This window comes from Chroococcidiopsis cubana SAG 39.79, from assembly GCF_003991895.1.
GTDB lineage: Bacteria > Cyanobacteriota > Cyanobacteriia > Cyanobacteriales > Chroococcidiopsidaceae > Chroococcidiopsis > Chroococcidiopsis thermalis.
The window spans coordinates 137,126-158,068 of sequence record NZ_RSCK01000009.1; the positions used below are offsets into that span (position 1 = coordinate 137,126).

The 20,943-nt window shown below is 45.1% G+C and carries 16 protein-coding genes; 12 read left to right on the plus strand and 4 right to left on the minus strand.

What is annotated here, in order from left to right; translation table 11 throughout:
* The first annotated feature begins 379 nt into the window (after positions 1 to 379).
* From DSM107010_RS08615 to gatC, 10 genes are all read left to right on the plus strand, one after another.
* The gene (locus DSM107010_RS08615) at positions 380 to 1,996 is read left to right on the plus strand and encodes a ferredoxin--nitrite reductase (RefSeq protein WP_015155568.1); all 1,617 of its coding nucleotides are present in this window, start codon (positions 380 to 382) and stop codon (positions 1,994 to 1,996) included.
* A gap of 72 nt (positions 1,997 to 2,068) precedes the next feature.
* Complete coding sequence (locus DSM107010_RS08620; RefSeq protein WP_106168373.1) at positions 2,069 to 3,403, plus strand: CmpA/NrtA family ABC transporter substrate-binding protein; 1,335 nt, start codon at positions 2,069 to 2,071, stop codon at positions 3,401 to 3,403.
* A 113-nt stretch (positions 3,404 to 3,516) separates the two neighbouring features.
* The gene (ntrB, locus tag DSM107010_RS08625; RefSeq protein ID WP_106168374.1) at positions 3,517 to 4,347 is read left to right on the plus strand and encodes a nitrate ABC transporter permease; all 831 of its coding nucleotides are present in this window, start codon (positions 3,517 to 3,519) and stop codon (positions 4,345 to 4,347) included.
* Positions 4,348 to 4,439: 92 nt separating this feature from the next.
* Positions 4,440 to 6,440, plus strand: coding sequence for an ABC transporter ATP-binding/substrate-binding protein (locus DSM107010_RS08630; protein ID WP_106216523.1), 2,001 nt, complete (start codon positions 4,440 to 4,442; stop codon positions 6,438 to 6,440).
* A gap of 154 nt (positions 6,441 to 6,594) precedes the next feature.
* Complete coding sequence (locus DSM107010_RS08635) at positions 6,595 to 7,431, plus strand: ABC transporter ATP-binding protein (protein ID WP_106167779.1); 837 nt, start codon at positions 6,595 to 6,597, stop codon at positions 7,429 to 7,431.
* A gap of 498 nt (positions 7,432 to 7,929) precedes the next feature.
* Entirely contained in the window at positions 7,930 to 9,450 is a 1,521-nt protein-coding gene (locus DSM107010_RS08640) for a NarK family nitrate/nitrite MFS transporter (RefSeq protein ID WP_106167778.1), read from the plus strand.
* Between the two features lie 531 nt (positions 9,451 to 9,981).
* Entirely contained in the window at positions 9,982 to 12,198 is a 2,217-nt protein-coding gene (locus tag DSM107010_RS08645; protein ID WP_106167777.1) for a molybdopterin oxidoreductase family protein, read from the plus strand.
* 387 nt (positions 12,199 to 12,585) lie between these two features.
* On the plus strand, positions 12,586 to 13,332 hold the full coding sequence (locus tag DSM107010_RS08650; protein WP_106167776.1) for a sulfite exporter TauE/SafE family protein: 747 nt from the start codon (positions 12,586 to 12,588) through the stop codon (positions 13,330 to 13,332).
* Between the two features lie 71 nt (positions 13,333 to 13,403).
* Positions 13,404 to 13,925 carry a photosystem I assembly protein Ycf3 gene (locus tag DSM107010_RS08655; protein WP_015155576.1) on the plus strand — a complete coding sequence of 174 codons (522 nt, stop codon included), beginning with the start codon at positions 13,404 to 13,406 and terminating at the stop codon, positions 13,923 to 13,925.
* A gap of 93 nt (positions 13,926 to 14,018) precedes the next feature.
* Entirely contained in the window at positions 14,019 to 14,309 is a 291-nt protein-coding gene (gene gatC, locus DSM107010_RS08660) for an Asp-tRNA(Asn)/Glu-tRNA(Gln) amidotransferase subunit GatC (protein ID WP_015155577.1), read from the plus strand.
* An 8-nt stretch (positions 14,310 to 14,317) separates the two neighbouring features.
* Here the strand turns inward: gatC and DSM107010_RS08665 are convergent, their stop codons facing one another.
* On the minus strand, positions 14,318 to 15,745 hold the full coding sequence (locus DSM107010_RS08665) for a sodium/proline symporter (RefSeq protein WP_106167775.1): 1,428 nt from the start codon (positions 15,743 to 15,745) through the stop codon (positions 14,318 to 14,320).
* 546 nt (positions 15,746 to 16,291) lie between these two features.
* On the opposite strand from DSM107010_RS08665, the gene DSM107010_RS08670 reads away from it, so the two are divergent.
* Positions 16,292 to 17,272, plus strand: a complete 981-nt coding sequence (locus DSM107010_RS08670) for a glutathione S-transferase family protein (protein WP_106167780.1) — start codon at positions 16,292 to 16,294, stop codon at positions 17,270 to 17,272.
* A 29-nt stretch (positions 17,273 to 17,301) separates the two neighbouring features.
* On the opposite strand, the gene DSM107010_RS08675 is transcribed toward DSM107010_RS08670, so the two are convergent.
* A complete protein-coding gene (locus DSM107010_RS08675) occupies positions 17,302 to 18,483 on the minus strand; it encodes an RtcB family protein (RefSeq protein WP_127022772.1) in 1,182 nt (393 codons plus the stop codon).
* Positions 18,484 to 18,515: 32 nt separating this feature from the next.
* Here DSM107010_RS08675 and DSM107010_RS08680 point away from each other — a divergent pair, with 32 nt between their 5' ends.
* Positions 18,516 to 18,695, plus strand: a complete 180-nt coding sequence (locus tag DSM107010_RS08680) for a hypothetical protein (RefSeq protein WP_127022775.1) — start codon at positions 18,516 to 18,518, stop codon at positions 18,693 to 18,695.
* A 193-nt stretch (positions 18,696 to 18,888) separates the two neighbouring features.
* On the opposite strand, the gene DSM107010_RS08685 is transcribed toward DSM107010_RS08680, so the two are convergent.
* Positions 18,889 to 20,115 (minus strand): MFS transporter, encoded by a 1,227-nt coding sequence (locus tag DSM107010_RS08685; protein WP_015155581.1) that lies wholly within the window; start codon positions 20,113 to 20,115, stop codon positions 18,889 to 18,891.
* 108 nt (positions 20,116 to 20,223) lie between these two features.
* On the minus strand, positions 20,224 to 20,892 hold the full coding sequence (locus DSM107010_RS08690; RefSeq protein WP_015155582.1) for an HAD family hydrolase: 669 nt from the start codon (positions 20,890 to 20,892) through the stop codon (positions 20,224 to 20,226).
* Positions 20,893 to 20,943: the final 51 nt, after the last annotated feature.

Consider the following 20,943-nt stretch of genomic DNA (forward strand, 5'->3'; position numbering starts at 1 on the left):
GAACTGCGATCCATCAAATATTCAGACTGCAAAGACTGGGGTTGTTGCTCAAATTCGGAGGGTTAATCGTACAGAAGGCGATCGCAAAGTATCGAATGTATCAAAAATACAGGGATGACTTTTCATATGATGCCATTTTAAAGCCATTTTAAAATAACTGCGTGGTGTCTTGTCTGATTCCAACCTCAAACGAAAAGAAGGTGCGTCGCGAACGCCCATCATACCGATGAAAAGAAGATTTTGCCAAGGAAGACAACGGACAGCAGGTTGTAACAAAATCTAACAGATGACAGAAACTTAGAACTAGCGGAATTTTTGATTTTTTCAACATAAGTGCTGGTAGTGGCACGGACATAGCAGATAACAGGAATAAAGCCATATGACGGACGCAGCAACCTCCAAGGCAAGTCTGAATAAATTTGAAAAATTTAAGGCAGAGAAAGATGGTCTTGCGGTTAAAGCAGAGATCGAGCAATTTGCCTCTATTGGTTGGGAAGCAATGGATGAAACAGATCGCGACCATCGCCTTAAGTGGCTAGGCGTGTTCTTTCGTCCAGTCACTCCAGGTAAATTCATGATGCGGCTGCGGATGCCTAATGGCATTATCACCACCCATCAGATGCGAGTCCTGGGTGAAGTCCTGCAACGCTATGGCGATGACGGTAGCGCAGACATCACTACCAGACAGAATATTCAGCTGCGGGGCATTCGGATTGAAGACTTGCCAGAGATCTTTCAAAAGTTTGCTGCTGTGGGATTAACCAGCATCCAATCGGGGATGGATAACGTCCGTAACATTACTGGCGATCCGCTAGCAGGACTCGATACCGAAGAGTTATTTGACACGCGAGACTTAGTGCATCAAGTGCAAGACGCAATCACCAATTACGGTGAAGGAAACCCAGAATTCACCAACCTACCGCGAAAATTTAATATTGCCATTACTGGTGGTCGCGATAACTCCGTCCATGCAGAGATCAACGATCTTGCTTTTGTTCCGGCGTTTAAGGGCGGGAGTCGGGAGTCGGTAGGGGCGCACGGCTGTGCGCCCGTACAGGAGAGTCAGGAAAAAGAATTTGGTTTTAATATCCTAGTTGGTGGTTTCTTTTCTGCTAAACGTTGCGAGGCGGCGGTTCCTTTAGATGCTTGGGTAGCACCAGAAGATGTAGTTGCTGTATGCAAAGCAGTTTTGGAAGTTTATAGAGATAATGGACTGCGAGCCAATCGACAAAAAGCTCGCTTGATGTGGTTGATTGACGAGTGGGGGATGGAAAAATTCCGTCTAGCTGTAGAAACCCGAATGGGTAAATCTTTGCGATCGGCAGCCGCTAAAGACGAAATTGACTGGGAAAAACGCGACCACATTGGCGTCTACCCTCAAAAACAGCCAGGACTAAACTACATCGGCTTACACGTTCCTGTCGGACGGCTCTACGCTCAAGATATGTTTGAAGTAGCGCGGTTGGCAGAAGTTTATGGTAGTGGTGAGATTCGCCTGACTGTAGAACAAAACATAATTATTCCCAACATTCCCGATTCGCGTCTCGGAACCTTCCTGGCGGAACCACTCTTACAACGCTTCTCCATAGAACCCGAAACGCTAACCCGAGGACTCGTATCATGTACGGGCGCTCAGTTCTGTAACTTTGCCTTGATTGAAACCAAAAATCGAGCGCTGGCAACAATTAAGGCGCTAGAGGCAGAACTAAGATTTACTCAACCAGTCCGCATTCACTGGACGGGATGCCCTAACTCCTGCGGACAACCCCAGGTAGCGGACATTGGACTGATGGGAACCAAAGTCCGTAAAGATGGCAAAGCTGTAGAAGGTGTTGATATCTACATGGGTGGCAAAGTCGGCAAGGATGCTCATTTAGGTAGCTGCATCACGAAGGGAATTCCCTGCGACGATTTGCAGCCAGTATTGCGCAATTTACTCGTCGAGCATTTCGGCGCTAGACCGAGGCAAGAAGTTGCAATAGGGGCTAGAGGCTAGGGAAAGAAGTCAAAAGTCAAAATCTACCTCTCGCCAATTACCAATTACTCATTACCAATTACCACTTCAAGAATGACCAAGTTTACAAGACGGCAATTCATCATTACCACAAGTGCAGCAGCGGCAGGTTCAGCTTTAGTTCACGGCTGTAGTTCAAGCAACACGGCAAGTAACAATACCTCTACTACGAATACCAGTTCGACAGCTAATGTTAGTCCCGTTGCCGACGCTCCCAAAGTGGAGACGACTACAGCAAGGTTAGGCTTTATCGCCCTGACTGATTCTGCACCCTTGATTATTGCTGCGGAAAAGGGACTTTTTGCCAAATACGGCATGACTGATGTGAAGGTGGAAAAGCAAGCCTCTTGGCCCGTCACCCGCGATAATTTAACACTAGGTTCTGGTGGTGGTGGGATTGATGGGGCACATATCCTTACGCCAATGCCTTACCTAATGAGCTTGGGAACGATTACTGAGGGTAAAAAGGTTCCCATGTACATTCTGGCAAGGTTGAATACCAACGGTCAGGCAATTTCTGTTGCTGAAACTTACAAGGAGTTAAAGGTAGCTAAGGAAAGCACGCCACTCAAGGAAGCCTTCGCTAAATCTAAAGCTGCTGGCAAAGATCTCAAGGTAGCCATGACCTTTCCTGGCGGGACACACGACTTATGGATTCGTTACTGGCTAGCGGCTGGTGGTGTTAATCCTGACTCTGATGTTTCGGTCGTCCCCGTTCCACCACCGCAAATGGTCGCCAACATGAAAGTGGGCAATATGGAAGCTTTCTGTGTCGGAGAACCTTGGAATGCTCAACTCGTGAACCAAAAGCGGGGTTATACAGCTTTGGTAACTGGAGAGTTGTGGAACGACCACCCAGAAAAAGCTTTTGCAATGCGGGCTGACTGGGTAGATAAGAACCCCAATGCGGCGAAAGCATTATTGATGGCAGTACAAGAAGCCCAACAATGGTGTGAAAAAGCAGAAAACAAAGAGGAGATGGTGAATATCGTTTCCCAGCAGAAGTGGTTTAGAGTCCCAGCTAAAGATATTATCGAGCGAGCTAAGGGCAACATTGACTACGGCGACGGTCGTACAGAAGAGAACTACGCCCACAAAATGAAGTTCTGGGCAGACAATGCTTCCTATCCCTATAAGAGCCACGACCTGTGGTTTTTGACGGAAAATATTCGCTGGGGTTATATTCCGGCAAATACCGACACGAAGAAACTCGTAGACCAGGTAAATCGCGAAGATCTATGGAAAGAAGCTGCTAAAGCAATTGGCGTACCAGATGCAGAGATTCCTAAGAGTTCTTCCCGTGGTGTGGAAACTTTCTTTGATGGAGTCAAATTCGATCCGGCTAATCCCGAAGCTTATTTGAAGAGTCTAAAGATTAAGAAAGCTTAATGATGGGCTAGGGAAAGAAGAACTCCTGTAGAGACGTTATATGTAACGTCTCTACAATTCCCGACTCCCGACTCCCGCAATTCTTTATATAAACGTAGAAGCATAGGAGGAGCATGACCGCAACGTTAGATCGTTCGAGAAAAAGTTTACAGCAGAAAGCGATCGCCAAGTTTATCGCTAAAAAAGTGATTCCGCCCATCGTGGCGATCGCCATTTTTGCATTGATTTGGCAGTTACTTACAATGAGTGGGATTCTTGCTTTGCCTTCGCCGATCGAGGTAATTCAAGAAACATGGGACCCTTACATCATCAATCCCTTCTTTGATAATGGCGGGACAGATAAGGGATTAGCATTACAAATTCTGGCTAGTTTGGGACGGGTCGCAATCGGTTTTTCCCTCTCAGCTATTGTCGGAATTACTCTGGGAATTCTAATTGGCTCGAATGAATTTGTTTACAACGCTGTAGACCCGATTTTTCAAGTTCTTAGAACCGTTCCACCTTTGGCATGGTTGCCATTATCGTTAGCAGCATTACAACAATCCAATCCCTCCGCAATTTTTGTAATTTTCATTACAGCAATTTGGCCCATCATCATCAACACAACAGTGGGCGTACAACAACTGCCTCAAGATTATCGCAACGTCGCCAGAGTTCTCAAACTCAGAGGAAAAAAATATTTCTTTAAAATTCTGTTTCCCGCCACCGTGCCTTACATCTTTACAGGTTTGAGAATCGGGATCGGTTTATCTTGGTTAGCAATTGTTGCCGCAGAAATGTTAGTTGGTGGAGTCGGCATCGGCTTTTTTATCTGGGATGCTTATAACAGCTCTTTATTAAGTCAAATCATCATCGCACTGATTTATGTTGGTGTTGTCGGTCTGCTATTAGACAGATTAGTGGCTTTCATTGCTAGTAAAGTCGTTCCAGAAGAACAAAACTAGCTAATAGCTAATGGTTAATAGTTAATAGCAATCAGCAATCAACTATTAGCAATTAGCAACTACCAACTACCAATTACCAACTACCAATTACCATGTCAGTTTTTGTTGAAGTTGACCACGTTGATAGAATATTTTCATTGCCAAATGGTAGTACCTATACGGCACTGAAAAATATTGAATTAAAAATTAAACAGGGTGAGTTTATTTCCTTAGTCGGTCACTCTGGTTGCGGCAAATCTACGCTACTAAATATTATTGCTGGTCTAGACCGTGCTAGTCGTGGTGGTGTAATTCTAGAAGGACGGCAGGTAAAAGAACCTGGACCCGATCGCATGGTGGTATTTCAAAACTACTCTCTACTGCCCTGGATGACAGTGTACGAGAATATCTCGCTGGCGGTTGATGAAGTTTACAAAAATCAAACCAAGGCAGAAAGACGATCGACTGTCGAACATCACATCGATTTAGTCGGCTTGCGTCACGCTAGAGATAAGCGTCCGGGCGAACTTTCTGGAGGAATGAAACAACGGGTGGCGATCGCCCGTGCTTTGGCAATTCGTCCTAAGTTGCTGCTACTCGACGAACCCTTTGGGGCGTTAGATGCTTTAACGCGGGGCGGTTTACAAGAACAGTTGATGAAAATCTGCGAAGAAAGTCACGTTACCTGCGTGATGGTGACACACGACGTAGACGAAGCCTTGCTGCTGAGCGATCGCATTGTCATGCTCACCAACGGTCCTGAAGCACAAATCGGACAAATTCTGGATGTCAACATTCCCCGTCCCCGTCAGCGGATGGAAGTTGTCAATCATCCCAGCTACTACGCTATGCGTAACGAGCTGATTTACTTCCTCAACCAACAAAAACGCATCAAGCAGCGCAAAGCAAAACAACACGTCGTCGTTGCTGGCAATGGCTTAGAAAAAGTCAATTTAGAAATCGGCTTTATTCCGCTGACCGACTGCGCCCCGTTGCTAGTCGCCAAAGAAAAAGGCTTCTTTGCTAAATACGGCTTAACCGATGTCACCCTCAGCCGCGAACCGAGTTGGAAGGAAATCGCTAAGGGGGTAGGTACGGGACGCTTAGACGCTGCCCAAATGGTTGCAGGAATGCCCTTAGCCATGACTTTAGGGGCGGGTGGTAAAACTCCTATCCCCATCGTCAGCGCCCTGACTCTTTCCCGTAACGGTAACGCCATTACGCTGAGCAAAAAGTTTTTCGAGCAAGGAGTTAGAACCCTAGCCGACTTAAAAGCCGCGATCGCTTCTGACTCCGATACCGTCCACACCTTCGGTATGGTACACCCAGCCTCAATGCACAACTTGCTGCTGCGTTACTGGTTGGCGAGTGGTGGCATTCATCCCGATGAAGATGTCAGCTTAACGGTGATTCCGCCACCGCAAATGGTAGCTAATCTCAGAGCTGGAAACATCGACGGTTATTGTGTTGGCGAACCTTGGAATTCCCGTGCCGTTTACGAAGAATTAGGATTTGTCGTTGCCACCGATTTAGACTTGTGGGCGGGACATCCAGAAAAAGTTTTAGGCGTGCGGGAAGAATGGGCAAACCAATATCCACAGACCCACGTTGCCCTAGTTAAAGCCTTATTAGAAGCTTGCGACTACTGCGACGATCGCCGCCATCGGGAAGAAATTCTCGAATTACTCTGCCGACCGGAATACGTCGGTTCCGATCCCGCTTACACCCGTCCTGGGTTCCTCGATCCCTACAATCGCGGCGACGGTTCCGCACCCCAACAACTATTGCATTTCAACCAATTCCACGTAGACAAAGCCAACTATCGCGATCGCACCGATCTGCTGTGGATCTTGACTCAGTTGGCACGCTGGGGATTAGTTCCATTTCCGAAAAACTGGGTGGAAGTCCTCGATCGCGTCAGCCGTAACGATGTATTTGGCATCGCCGCCCGCGAACTTGGATTTATGGACATTGGACACGATCCCCAACCCATCAAGCTATTTGACGGCAAAATTCTCTATCCCGATCGCCCGATTGACTACCTCAACAGTTTGGAAATCAAACACCAAATCCGCGTCGAAGAAATTGCGATCGATCCTATAGTCACTGTTTAAAAAAGGGTAATGGGTAATGGGTATTACCAACCACCAATTACCAACTACCAATTACCAACTACTCCTGTGTACGGACGGGTTCACGCGAAATCTCTGATAGTAGTAAAAACTCTTGGTAAACCCGCCCCTACAACTCCCTACTCCCTCAAGAAACATGCAAATTAGAGAAACTCAATCTTTAGTCCAAGTCACTCAAAATCAAACTCGCGAACCATTTCTAGTTATAGAGGATGTTTCCAAGGTCTATCCTACAAAAAATGGTCCTTACACAGTTTTAAAAGATGTTAATTTCACAGCTTGCGAAGGTGAGTTTATCTGTCTGATCGGTCACTCTGGCTGCGGCAAGACTACCCTGCTAAACATGGTGGCAGGATTTAACAAACCGACTACGGGAGAAGTTCGGCTGCAAAACGATCGCGTCACCGAACCAGGACCGGAACGGATGATGGTGTTTCAAAATTACTCCCTGCTGCCTTGGATGACGGCGTTTGATAACGTTTATCTATCCATTGATGCCGTCCATCCCAATATGCCGGCGGCGCAGAAAAAAGCGCTCGCTAAAGAGCATTTAGCAATGGTAGGACTGACGGAAGCTGCCGATAAAAAGCCGCGTCAGCTATCTGGAGGAATGAAACAACGAGTGGCGATCGCCCGTGCTTTAGCTATTCGTCCCCAAATCCTGATCCTCGACGAACCTTTCGGGGCGCTGGATGCCATTACCAAAGAGGAACTCCAAGAAGAACTGCTAACAATTTGGCGAGAACACCGCGTCACCGTGTTGATGATCACGCACGACATTGACGAAGCCCTATTTTTATCCGATCGAACGATCATGATGACCAACGGTCCTTCGGCAACGATTGGTGAAGTTGTGGAGATTCCCTTCCCTCGTCCGCGCCAACGCGCCCGTATCATCGAAGATCCCCGTTACTACGAACTGCGCAACCACATCCTCGACTTTTTATATCATCGTCATGCCCATGTGGAGTAGAGAGTGGCTGGACTATATTCTAGTCACCAGTCACTAATCACTGATAGCTGAAAACGGCGATCGCTCCGACATTTAGGCGATCGCTATTTTTTTGCAATCTGTCTTTGGGTGGTAAATATGCATGAAAATGCATGAACACTATGCGTTTATTTCATAATTAATGTAATTTCGTTACAAAATATACGAAACTTCTGGCTTTAGTAATCCAATCTAGAGTAGTAACCAGTATTGAAAGTGCCATTAAAAATTCAGACACAATCACTTTTCTATCAGTGTTATGGATGTAATTTGTGCAAATAAAAAGTCAAGCCAGCAAATGTTTACGGTATGGTTCGCCAATATTTTCGACACTGATAGAACTTTTTCAAACTGGTAAAAGATAGCCTAATTCAGACTTATAGAACCCAATAGCTCTTACAACACTCTTGAGGCAATTCACAGAATTGCTAACAGCACAACTTTTGCAATTCCTCTTCTTTTGACTTAGGAAGTCATCTCATGCTCAAAGGCTTAATTTCATTCCAGGGTCGCTATCGCATCTTACATCAAACGTGGTTTGCTTTCTTTTTAACTTTCGTTTGTTGGTTTAACTTTGCACCCTTTGCCGGATTAATTCAGAAAGAACTTCATTTAAGCGATCCCCAAAAAACAACTCTCCTCATCTGCAACGTAGCACTGACAATTCCAGCTCGTATTATTATCGGTATGCTGCTGGATCGGTTTGGTCCAAGAATTACCTACTCTTTTCTGTTGATGTTTGCTGTAGTTCCTTGTATGGCAACAGCGATGTCTCACGATTTCAACCAATTGGTATGGAGTCGTTTGTTGATGGGGATTGTCGGTTCTGGATTTGTCATCGGCATTCGCATGGTGTCTGAGTGGTTCCCGCCCAAAGATATTGGTATTGCTCAAGGTGTGTATGGCGGCTGGGGTAACTTTGGGGCTTTTGGTGCTGAATTTGCTCTCCCAATTCTTGCAGTAGCTACTGGCTTTGTTGCAGGTGGTGCATCTAACTGGCGTTTGGCAGTTGCCTTTACAGGTATTGTTGCTGCAATTTACGGTGTTATCTACTTCAATACTGTCCAAGATACTCCTAGCGGTAAAGTTTACAAGCGTCCTAAGAAAAATGGCGCGATGGAAGTCACCAGCAAAGGCAGTTTTTATGCCATGCTGCTGTCAAATTTCGGTTTGATTTTCGCTCTTGGTTTGTTAGCTTGGCGTTTGGCTCAACCTAAAATTCACTTCCTCAGCCAAAGCCAAATGTATATTGTTTGGATTGGACTATTAGGATTGTATGCTTACCAAACTTATCAAGCTTGGCGCGTCAATAAAGAGTTATTAACCGGACAAAAAATCTACTCTGCATCCGAACGCTATCAATTTCGTCAAGTCGCTTTACTCGAATTTACTTACGTCACAAATTTTGGTTCGGAATTGGCAGCAGTTTCTATGCTCCCAATCTTCTTTGAAACAACTTTTAGCTTGGATCATCATATGGCAAGTATTATTGCCTCATGCTATCCATTCTTAAACTTAGTTTCTCGTCCTAGTGGTGGTTTAATTTCTGATAAATTAGGTTCGCGCAAATGGACGATGACAGTTATTTCGGTTGGAATTGGGATTAGCTACTTACTCGCTTATGAAATTAATGGGAGCTGGGCTTTACCACTAGCGATCGCCGTGACAATGCTCTCTGCTTACTTTGCTCAAGCTGGTTGTGGTGCAACTTACGGGATCGTACCTCTGATTAAAAAAGAAATTACCGGACAAATTTCTGGTAACGTCGGAGCATATGGTAACTTTGGTGGGGTAATTTATTTAACAATTCTCAGCCTGACCAATGCCCGTACTTTGTTTGCCACAATGGGAATTGCTGCTCTAATTTGTGCTAGCTTGTGCGCCTTCTTCTTGAAGGAACCAAAAGGCTCTTTTGCTGAAGATTATGAGGCTACTGCTGCAACAGATACACCAGAACACGCGCTACCAAGTAGTTCTATATTGGCAGAGGAATTAGAATAAAATCTCTTGCTGCATTCCACCTACCTAATCTTTATACGGGATAACGCAGGTAAATTTTAAACTGCGTTATCCTAGTTTTCTATTATTAGCACCCAACGACGCTTATAAAAGAAAGTTATCAGTTGCCAACTACCAATTACCAATTACCAATTACCAATTATCAATCACAGCAATCGCTAAAAGTTCTTTAAAATACTATATTTGTTTGCTTCTATCTACGGTTATAATTTTTACTAGGACTGATTGAGGTAAATAGTATATCTGGATATCAAAATTAAATAGGATCTGTTCGAGCTATTTCGATTTTGACTATGTCAGAACTTTCAGACAATTTTACTCTTGAAAACGGTATTTGTGTAACATTTTCTACAGACTAAAATTTCAAACGTGGGTATGTTGTCTGGTAATGTAGAATCGTGGTTTAAAGTGCTGAAAAACTGTCAAATTTATCAAATTTACTGAAAGAGCTTCTAATAATTCTCCAACTTTAAATCTGTAGCCCATTAACGAAAAAATTGCGGTAACACTGTCATGACTGACTCCACCAAAACCCTATGTCCTTATTGTGGTGTCGGCTGCGGCTTAGAAGTCTCACCCCCAGCCGCTGCTGGCAAAGCGACCAATCGAGACAGTCAAGGGAATCCAGTCTGGAAAGTGAGAGGGGATAAAGCCCATCCTTCCAGTCAAGGAATGGTGTGCGTCAAAGGCGCGACAATAGCAGAAGCGATCGCCAAAAGCCGCTTACGCTATCCAATGGTGAGAGACTCGCTCAATGAAGAGTTCCGCCAGGTAAGCTGGGAAGAAGCACTAGAAAAAATCGTCAATCGCATTCAAACAGTTCGCCTGACTCAAGGGGCTGATGCAATTTGCATGTATGGTTCCGGTCAGTTTCAGACCGAAGACTATTACATCGCACAAAAACTCATGAAGGGGTGTTTGGGGACGAATAACTTTGATGCCAATTCTCGCCTGTGCATGTCGTCCGCGGTATCTGGTTACATACAGAGTTTTGGCGCTGATGGTCCTCCCTGTTGCTACGAAGATTTAGAACAAACCGATTGCGCTTTTTTAATCGGTACGAACACTGCTGAGTGTCATCCAATTGTTTTCAACCGCCTCAACAAATACTGCAAGCAGAACCGCAACGTCAAAATGGTCGTTGTCGATCCCCGCTACACAACTACGGCGGAAGCTGCTGACTTGCATCTGGCGATTCATCCTGGGACGGATATCGACTTACTTAACGGGATCGCCCATTTGTTAATGCGTTGGGGCTGTATCGACTTAGATTTTATTGAAGATTGTACGAGTAATTTTCCTGCTTATGCAGAGGTAATTCAAGATTACACCCCAGAGATGGTGGCGCAAAAATGCGGAATCTCTGCTGCCGATTTAGAGACGGCGGCGCGATACTGGAAAGAATCGAAGCGCGTCCTATCTATGTGGTCGATGGGCGTAAACCAGTCTTCAGAAGGTACGGCAAAGGTCAGAACCATTATCAACTTGCACCTCATGACAGGGCAAATTGGCAAGCCTGGTGCGGGTCCATTTTCCCTCACGGGACAGCCGAATGCAATGGGCGGACGGGAAGCAGGGGGATTGGCACATCTGCTTCCAGGTTACCGCAGCGTGAAAAATCCACAACACCGCGCCGAGTTAGAGCAACTTTGGGGTCTGCCAACTGGTAGTATATCTTCTGAGGTTGGTAGAAATACTTGGGAAATTATCACGGGCTTGGAGTCAGGGGAAGTCGGCGTATTGTGGATTGCAGCAACTAACCCAGCTGTAAGTATGCCAGATTTGGAAAGGACGAAAGCAGCACTATTGCGATCGCCTTTTACCATTTACCAAGATGCCTACTATCCTACTGAAACTGCTGCCTACGCCCACGTCTTGCTTCCCGCCGCACAGTGGAGTGAAAAGACGGGCGTAATGACAAATTCCGAACGGCGCGTAACTCTGTGTAGTGCCTTTCGTCAGCCACCAGGAGAAGCTAAAGCAGACTGGGAAATCTTTGCTGAAGTTGGGAGAAGGTTGGGCTTTACCGAACAGTTTGCTTTTTCTGCTGCCACCCAAGTTTACGCTGAATTTACCAAAGTTACGCGCGATCGCCCTTGCGACATGTCAGGATTGAGTCACGAACGCCTCCGCGCCGAAGGACCGCAGCAATGGCCCTGTCCCGAATCTGAGTTAGGTAAATCGGATCGTCACGAAAAAGCCAAACGGTTGTATACAGATTTTAAATTCCATACCCCTGATGGTAGGGCGAAGTTCGCCGCCTATCACTCGCGGGGACTGGCAGAACCACCCGATCCGCAATATCCTTATGTCCTGACAAACGGACGATTATACGGGCATTGGCACACCCTAACTCGCACGGGCAGAATTGATAAAATTCAACAGATGCATCCCAACCCATTTATCGAAATTCATCCCCGCGATGCTGCGAGTTTGAAAATTAACAATGATGATTGGGTAGAAGTGCGATCGCGACGCGGTAAAGCTAAATTTCCTGCTAAAGTAACAAAAGCGATCGCCCCTGGTACGGTGTTTGTGCCGATGCACTGGGGGGCATTGTGGGCAGAACAAGCTGAAGCAAATGCCCTCACCCATCCCGAATCTTGTCCTGATTCCAAACAGCCAGAATTAAAAGCTTGTGCGGTGCAACTGATTCCTCTGAGTAACAACTTTTTCTCATATCAAGAAGCAGAGCAATACGATCCTGCGCCCTCGCCCATTTCCGTGTAAGTAAAACAGTTCAAAATTCAAAATTCAAAATTCAAAATTCAAAAGTCAAAGGGAGCAGAGATAAGGGAGCTTCTGAGTAGGGAAACCATGCTTAAAAGCATAGGATTGAAATATTGATTTATTATGTCTTGCGATCCGCGCAATCTCGACATAATAATTTGTTTTTAGAGCGATTGGATTCCCTAGCCTTAGTTTATGATTCTGTAACCCTGCTCCCTACTCCCTGTTGTGGTCAAAATTTCAGAAGGTACAAGCCTCTAACGAATCTCTGTGTCTGCCTCTAGCTACAGTAACGTAAAGAGTGCAGATTCGAGTAGCAACGGATGCAAGTAAAGAGTTAAAGTAAATACTTAAGATTATAAAGATTTATTAAAGGCGATCGCCTCTATGACGGTTCTCCTGTTGGCAGTGTCGAGCTTTATTGCTTGGGTTATTAGTAGCTTAGCTGGTGGGGGAAGTCCGTTTATTATTATTCCGATGGTAAACTTCCTGCTGGAAACGCCAGCTATTCCGCCAGTCGTGACCACAGGCATGTTATTGGGGAACTTGCAACGAGTTTTTGTTTTTTGGCAAGATATAGACTGGCGGCTAACTTGGTGGTATTTGCCTGGTGCAGTGTCGGGGGCGATTTTGGGTGCGATCGCATTTACTCAAACTCATCTAGAGTGGATACAAACTCTACTAGGGCTATTTTTAGTCAGTTCTGCTTTCAGTATGTTTGTAGGCGAGAGCAAACCATCTTTTCAAGTACCAGGTTGGGTTTTCTTACCCGCTGGGTTTATTCACGCTTTTCTCTCAGGCTTACTCGGTAGTATTGGTCCAATCTTAAATCCACTGTATTTAAATTACGGCTTATTCAAAGAAAAAATGATCGGCACGAAATCCGCCCATGTTCTAGTAGTACATATAGCCAAAATGTGTACTTACGCTAGCTTGGGAGCATTTACCAAATCGTATCTCTGGTATGGATTAGTCATTGGGATGGCAGCAATTCCGGCAAACTGGGTAGGACAGCAAATGTTACAGAAAATGAGTAACGAACAGTTTCACAAGTTTGTGACTGTGCTGATAACTATTAGCGGTTTATCAATATTGTGGAATCAAAGAAAATTTTTTGCTATTTTGTTGCAATGAGATTAAGACTGCCGCACTCACGTTAAGATAGATCGCAAAAGCGATACACCAAACGGTAGCTCGGACTCGATATGCCAAGAAGCCAGCGTAATGACAACTTTGTAGATAAAACATTTACCGTCATGGCAGATATCATTCTGAAGATTCTGCCTACCAATAAAAAAGCTAAAGAAGCTTTTGTCTATTACCGCGATGGTATGTCTGCTCAGGGGGCTGGAGAGTATGCCGAAGCTTTAGACAACTACAGACAGGCTTTGGAACTAGAAGAAGATCCCTACGATCGCAGCTACGTTCTCTATAATATGGGATTAATTTATACAAATAATGGCGAACACGAGATAGCTTTGGAGTACTACGAAAAAGCACTCGAATGTTACCCCAACATGACGCAAGCCTTGAATAACATGGCTGTCATCTATCACTTCCAAGGGGAAAAAGCCAAAGAAGAAGGAGATAGCGATCGCGCCGATAGTTTATTCGATCTCGCTGCTGACTACTGGAAACGCGCTATCCAAATAGATCCCAACAACTATCTCGAAGCACAAAACTGGCTCAAAACCACCGGACGTTTATCAAAAGATATTTACTTTTAATGGTAATGGGAAAGTCAAAAGTGAAAAGTGAAAAGTCAAAAACTATAGATGACAAACTACTAACTACCAATTACCAATTACCAATTACCATCCATGCTCGACAAAGAACAAGTTCGTAAAGTTGCCCATCTCGCACGCTTAGCACTCACTCCCGAAGAGGAGGAACAATTTACCACTCAATTGAGTAGCATTCTAGATTATTTCGAGCAGTTGAGCGAACTTGACGTAACTGACGTACCTCCAACCATGCGGGCAATTGATGCTAGTAACATCACCCGTGCGGATAAACTAGAACCATATGGCGATCGCGATGCTATACTCGAAAGCGCTCCAGAACAGGATGGGGAATTTTTCAAAGTCCCCAAGATCCTCAACGAAGCCTAATTCTCTCGTCATCTATGCTGGTTAGATCTAGACTTAGAAGCCAGCAATCGCGCTATGACATAGACTAAGCTACCTGCAATCATACCTGGTAGGACTTCGTAAACTACGGAAGATAACTTAAATACCAGGTTCCAACTAATAGCGGTGATGATTCCAACAGCCATCATTAATAGTGCTACAGGCGTACTGACGGGCAATTGCCCAACTCGCAATAGTAACAGTGGACCTAAACCCGAAGCTAAAGCCGACCAAGAAAATGTAATTAAGAGAAACACATTATCATCGCCTACTAAAGCAATACTCAAAACGATCGCAGTGACAGTTAAAGTGCCTAACTTGACAATTCGATAGGAATTAGCAAATTGAGGCGCGATGTCTTGAGTCAACGCCGCCGAACAGCACAGAATTTGAGAATCGGCAGTAGACATAGTAGCAGCAAAAACTCCGGCTAGCATCAGTCCGACAAAGCCTGCGGGTAGCAATTCTTCTGCTAAATACGGCAATGCCAACTCAGGATCGCCACCTGATATCAAGTCGGGTAACAACACCCGTGCTGCTAAGCCGATGGTAATGGAGGAAAAAGATGTGGTTAAACTCGCAATAGTTTTGATATTCAGCGCCCTATTGACATTATCGGGGGAGTCAATTGCCATTGCTCGGACTAAAATATGCGGTTGACCGACTACACCAAATCCAGCCACAATCCAACCAATAAAAAAGGGCAAAAAGCCCAACGGGAGATTAGATGGACTCAAATTAATTAGCTTTGCATCAATCGCGCCCAATCTTGTCCAAAGTTGCCCAAATCCACCACAGTCGGTAATTGCTACGGATAGTAGGAGCAGCAACGAACCAATCATAATTATCCCTTGGACTGCATCCGTCCAAATCTCCGCTCGCACACCTCCAGAAAAACAGTAGATAACAACTATTACTGCTCCGAGAATAATTCCTAGACGATAATCCCAGCCGAAGACGACATTCAGTGCTTTGCTACCTGCTACGAGTTGCGATGCTGCATACGCACCGAGAAAAGCCACAATAATAATACCTGAGACAATCGAGATCCAACGAGCGCCAGAAGTGTTTTGCGCTAAGAAATCAGAAACAGTATCCGATGCTGTTTCTTCGGATCTTTTTCTTAAACGTTTGAAAAATAAAAACCAAGCGAGATAGTCTCCTATTGCCCAACCAATAACTAACCATATAGCCGAAACTCCGGCTGTGTAGGCAAAGCCAACTTGACCGAGAAATAATAAACCACTCTGACCCGTTGACATGGCGGAAAGCGCCGTCAGCCAAGGACTTACCCCGCGACTAGCGAGGATGTAGTCAGCAGTTGTATTTTTCTTATGAGTTGATGAGTAGATGCCAACGCCAATAATCAGAGCTAGAAAAACAATGAAAGCAGCTGCAATAAATATGCGATCGCTCATAGATTTATCAGTTATCAGTTATCAGTTATCAGTGTAGAGACGTTAGATGTAACGTCTGTACAAAGTTATCAGTGGTTGCTGATGCAGATGACTTTACTTTTTGTTACATCTTAAGACATCCTGCTTCTGAGTGAAAGTGAAAATCAACTGCTGATTTGGTTAGAAGGTGAATGGCGATCGCAATTTATATTTGATTTATGAGAACAAATTACTATTTTTTGATGATTCAATCTTAATATTTTATTTTTGTCTTATAGCAATTCTCAACTGCGTGCGTGACATTTGTAGGGGCGCATAGCTGTGCGCCCCTACAGATTGCGTGTTTTACCTAAATCAAAACCGCTATTAGTAGAATAGGCAATGCTCGCCTACATTTGAATTCTCACTTCACTCGATGAGCCTAATTTTTTATACCATAAGATAGATGCATTTTTCTCCAAACTAGTAAGAGAAGACTTCTAACTTCTGACTTCACTTTATTGGTTTAGCATGTATGAAGAGCGAACTCAAACACTCACAAGTAAAACTTCGCACGAGGGGCGATCGATGGGTTTAGGTATTCTAGCTGACGGTAAATGGATTTCCGAACGGGAACAAGAAGATAACCAAGGGAAATTTATCCGCCCTTCTACTACCTTTCGCAATAAAATTACTGCTGATGGTTCGAGTGGTTTTAAAGCAGAAGCAGGACGCTATCACTTATATATTTCTTGGGCTTGCCCTTGGGCACATCGAACGGCAATTATGCGTCGTCTGAAGGGACTAGAAGATGCAATTGGATTATCTGTAGTAGCAGCAGAGATCGACCAAAATAGTTGGGAATTTAGTAGTGAACCTGGAGCGATTCCCGATACTGTTAACGGGACGCAATATCTTTGGCAACTTTATCTAAAAGCCGAACCAAATTATAGTGGACGGGTAACAGTTCCCGTGTTATGGGATAAGCAAACTCAGTCAATTGTGAATAATGAATCTCGCGAAATTATTCGCATGTTTGATACTGAGTTTAACGATATTGCGAGTAAGAATGTCAACTTCTACCCCAAAGATTTGCAAGCACAAATAGACAAAACTATCGATGAGATTTACCAGCCAATTAATAATGGTGTCTACCGAGCCGGATTTGCCACTCAACAAGTGGCTTATGAGGAGGCTGTAATGGAGTTATTTGAGGCTTTAGACCGTTGGGAAAATGTTTTAGCTAAACAACGTTATTTATGTGGTAATTGCATTACAGAAGCCGATTGGTGTATGTTTACAACCTTACTGCGTTTTGATGCTGTTTATTACGTTCATTTCAAATGCAACTTACGCCGGATTGTAGATTATCCTAACTTGTGGAACTACTTAAAAGACTTGTACCAACAACCAGGAGTGAAAGAAACTTGCAACTTGGATCATATTAAAAGACATTACTATCGGAGTCATCCCAAAGTTAATCCTACTCGCATCGTGCCTAAAGGACCAATAATTGATTTTGAGGCTCCCCACAACCGTAATGAAATAGGTATTGCAGTTGCAGTTTAAAAAGTAGGGTGGGCATTGCCCACCCTACTTTAACCTTTGACGCAAACAACTTGCTTCAATGTTGCTACAATTTCGACCAGATCTGACTGATTATTCATTACCTCGTCTATCGGCTTATATGCCCCAGGAATCTCATCTAAGACACCCGTGTCTTTGCGGCATTCTACGCCCTTCGTTTGCTCGATCAAATCGTCAAGTGTATAGACATTTTTTGCCTTATTACGAGACATCAAACGCCCCGCACCGTGACTGCAAGAACAATAACTTTCAGCATGACCTTTACCTCTGACAATAAATGATTTCGCACCCATTGAACCAGGGATGATCCCATAATCTTCAGTCTGCGCCCTTACCGCACCCTTACGAGTCACGTAAACATCTTCGCCAAAATGCACTTCCTTTTCGGCATAGTTGTGATGGCAATTGACTTCTAATAGAGGCTTGAATGGCTTACCACCAGCTACATGTTTTTCCACAACTCGCTTAAAGCGTGCCATCATTACGTCACGATTGACACGGGCATAGTTTTGCGCCCACTGCAAGTCTCGCCAATAAGCAGCAAACTCTGACGTACCGGAAACAAAATAAGCCAAGTCAGGATCGGGCAAGCGATCGCCTGCTAATTTTGCTAGTTCTTTAGCAGTATTAATATGGCACTGTGCCAACTTGTTACCGATATTTCGGGAACCAGAATGCAACATCAACCAAACTCGATCTTCCGTATCGAGACAAACTTCTAAGAAGTGGTTGCCACCGCCAAGAGAACCCATTTGTTTCATGGCTTTTCCTTGCAAGTCTTGCACCCCGCGATGTAGATCTTTAAAATCATGCCAATGTTGCCAGTTAGTAATAGATTTTTCTACATCTTTATTTTCGTTAAAACCAACTGGAATTGATGCTTCAATATCCAAACGGATTTTTTTCAACTTGCCTTCTAATTGTTCGGCATGATATGGAGTTTGAATGGCAGCCATGCCACAACCAATATCTACTCCCACAGCCGCAGGCAAAATTGCATCTTTAGTTGCTACAACCGAGCCGACTAAAGCACCTTTACCTAAGTGGACATCGGGCATCAATGCGACATGTTTAAATACAAATGGTAGCGATGCCACGTTTTTCGCCATCTGGGTTTCTTCATGTCCTAAAGCATGATTTGCCCAAGAAAGTACGGGTGCTGGTGTATTAATTTCTAGTTTTTCGTATGGCATATTTTTAGTTAAAAATTAAGGAAAAATAACTGATGTATCGGTCAGGGCGCACGACTGTGCGCCCCTACAGAAACATGATCCAGGGCGCACGGCTGCCCCTACAGAAACATGATCCAGGGCGCACGGCTGCCCCTACAGAAACATTGCCCAGAGCGCACGACTGTGCGCCCCTACAGAAACATTGCCCAGGGCGCACGGCTGTGCGCCCCTAGAGAATACTTGGGTTTTTGATTCCCAGATTGACTATCTCTACAGGGGAGAATACTAACTTAGCTTATGCAAGTTCATTTTACATAATACATTGTGCTACAAAAAAATACAACAAGAGAACTCCTCCGAATATGGGTGTAAGGGCGGGTTTATTAAACCGCTTCGTTTAGCAGAGATTTTAGGTGAAACCCGCCCCTACATCGATCGCTGCTCCCTGCTCCCCGTTCCTACTAGCCATCGATGTACAATTACCATCACTAGGGCTAGAGGCATCATTAAAACAGGAATAATTTCCAAACTAGTACGGGAGGCGATCCAACCGACTGCACTGGGCAAACTGGCTGCACCTAAACTAGCGACACTCGACACGAAACCGATCGCGGCTGGTATTAATGCAGGAGATATCCTCTGTGGTAATAAGGCAATTGTTGCCGGATAGATTGCCGCAAACCCGAAACCAATCAGCGGTAAGCTCAAATACAGGTTTGGTACTAGCCACCAAGCTAGTAAACCAATACTCAGCACCACTAGAGAAATATCCAACGTGCGGACTGCACCGAGTCGTCGCATGAAATATCCCAAACTCAAACGCCCAATTGTCAGTCCCAGCCAGTAAGCGCTAATGCTGTATCCAGCAACGATTGGCGGGATCCCGCGACTGAGATTTTGCACCGAGTAAGCCCAGTTACCCACACAAACCTCTGCACCCACATAAACCATCAATAGCAAACCCGTTAGCAGGACAGCAGGTGTCTGTAAAGCAACGCGGAGATTAGCCTTAGCACTCGTCCCAGAAGCATTGATTTTCTGCGTCATCGGTCGATAATTTTGGACGATCGCTATAGCCACCGCCACCACCAACAGCCCTACCACTCCTGCAAATACCAAATAGATCGATCGCCAATTCAACCCAAAAGCTAGTAGCGAAGTGGCGATCGTGGGACCTAACAATGCACCAACACCATAAAAAGCGTGCAACATTCCCACGAGATGGTTAGTCCGTTGGTTATCCACAATAAAAGTGTTAATTCCAGCATCAATCAGGGCAATTCCCAGCCCCAAAAGCACGCCAGCCGCCACCATCACCCACCAAAACGGATTCAGCGCATAGATTATCAGCGCCCCCATCAGCAACATTGCCGCTACTAACAGCATCCGTGCCAACCCCAAACGGCTGCTAATCAGACTACTAGAGAACGCTGCCACAACATAACCACCCGTCTGACTGATAAACAGCAGCGTTACAGTTGCCGGATTTAAATTATATGCAGCCAAAATCGAAGGCAACAAAACCCCCAATCCCGCCTCTGCTACTGCGATCGCCACAAAAGCATAAAACGCGATCGCTACCCCAAACCAAACCGCCTCTTTCCCAAAATGCGATCGCTTCACATTTTTGCCTAACACCCGCTTATCACCCATATCTCCCCTGCATTTATTTGGCTTGGGTACGGGCGGGTTTTCACCAAAGATTCACTGTTTCAGTGGTCGATCTATTCGCTAAACCCGCCCCTACAACTTCTGACTTCCTCACGCTTCTGCTAACAACACTCTTAACCCAACCCGATCGCCATCCATCACCTGTTGCTCGATCGCCATCCCTACCAAAGCGGGTACGATCGCATCCGCCTCAATTAAATCTGCTGGCTGATAAGTCGTCGCCACCGCCACCACACTCATTCCCGCTGCCCGTGCCGCTTTGACACCAGCCACAGCATCCTCCACTACCAGACAGCGTTCTGGTGGGACACCCAACCTTGATGCTGCTTTGAGATATCCTTCAGGATCGGGCTTACCACGGCTAATATCATCTGCCGTAATCATGACTTTGGGAACAGATAAACCAACATGACGCAAACGGTTGGTTGCGATCGCCTGCGTCCCTGACGTGACAATTGCCCATTGCCGATCTGGTAATGAATTCAGTAAATTTGCTACTCCTTCCACTTCCACCACACCAGCTAAATCCTCCGCCTCCCGTTGCAGAAACGCCCTACCTTCTTCCTCTGCAATTAAGTGCGGCGCAACTTCGCGAATTGTCTCTGTCGCCGGACGACCGTGAGAGATTTTCAAAATTGCCTCTGCATCTAAACCGTGCTGCTGCGCCCACCTACGCCAATGTCCTTCTACAGCTACATTTGAATTGACCAATACACCGTCGAGATCGAATAGGACTGCCTCACAGTCGAAGCTTTTCATATCTTTTTCTCCAGCAGAGATGTGACATGGAACGTCTCTACACACATAACG

What these genes read in the sequence shown, in the direction of transcription:
- DSM107010_RS08685 (WP_015155581.1), bottom strand. Translation starts at nt 20,115, where the DNA reads ATGGGTGATAAGCGGGTGTTAGGCAAAAATGTGAAGCGATCGCATTTT.
- DSM107010_RS08650 (WP_106167776.1), top strand. Translation starts at nt 12,586, where the DNA reads ATGACGGTTCTCCTGTTGGCAGTGTCGAGCTTTATTGCTTGGGTTATT.
- DSM107010_RS08630 (WP_106216523.1), top strand. Translation starts at nt 4,440, where the DNA reads ATGTCAGTTTTTGTTGAAGTTGACCACGTTGATAGAATATTTTCATTG.
- DSM107010_RS08620 (WP_106168373.1), top strand. Translation starts at nt 2,069, where the DNA reads ATGACCAAGTTTACAAGACGGCAATTCATCATTACCACAAGTGCAGCA.
- DSM107010_RS08690 (WP_015155582.1), bottom strand. Translation starts at nt 20,892, where the DNA reads ATGAAAAGCTTCGACTGTGAGGCAGTCCTATTCGATCTCGACGGTGTA.
- DSM107010_RS08655 (WP_015155576.1), top strand. Translation starts at nt 13,404, where the DNA reads ATGCCAAGAAGCCAGCGTAATGACAACTTTGTAGATAAAACATTTACC.
- DSM107010_RS08670 (WP_106167780.1), top strand. Translation starts at nt 16,292, where the DNA reads ATGGGTTTAGGTATTCTAGCTGACGGTAAATGGATTTCCGAACGGGAA.
- gatC (WP_015155577.1), top strand. Translation starts at nt 14,019, where the DNA reads ATGCTCGACAAAGAACAAGTTCGTAAAGTTGCCCATCTCGCACGCTTA.
- DSM107010_RS08680 (WP_127022775.1), top strand. Translation starts at nt 18,516, where the DNA reads ATGTATCGGTCAGGGCGCACGACTGTGCGCCCCTACAGAAACATGATC.
- DSM107010_RS08615 (WP_015155568.1), top strand. Translation starts at nt 380, where the DNA reads ATGACGGACGCAGCAACCTCCAAGGCAAGTCTGAATAAATTTGAAAAA.
- DSM107010_RS08645 (WP_106167777.1), top strand. Translation starts at nt 9,982, where the DNA reads ATGACTGACTCCACCAAAACCCTATGTCCTTATTGTGGTGTCGGCTGC.
- DSM107010_RS08635 (WP_106167779.1), top strand. Translation starts at nt 6,595, where the DNA reads ATGCAAATTAGAGAAACTCAATCTTTAGTCCAAGTCACTCAAAATCAA.
- DSM107010_RS08675 (WP_127022772.1), bottom strand. Translation starts at nt 18,483, where the DNA reads ATGCCATACGAAAAACTAGAAATTAATACACCAGCACCCGTACTTTCT.
- ntrB (WP_106168374.1), top strand. Translation starts at nt 3,517, where the DNA reads ATGACCGCAACGTTAGATCGTTCGAGAAAAAGTTTACAGCAGAAAGCG.
- DSM107010_RS08665 (WP_106167775.1), bottom strand. Translation starts at nt 15,745, where the DNA reads ATGAGCGATCGCATATTTATTGCAGCTGCTTTCATTGTTTTTCTAGCT.
- DSM107010_RS08640 (WP_106167778.1), top strand. Translation starts at nt 7,930, where the DNA reads ATGCTCAAAGGCTTAATTTCATTCCAGGGTCGCTATCGCATCTTACAT.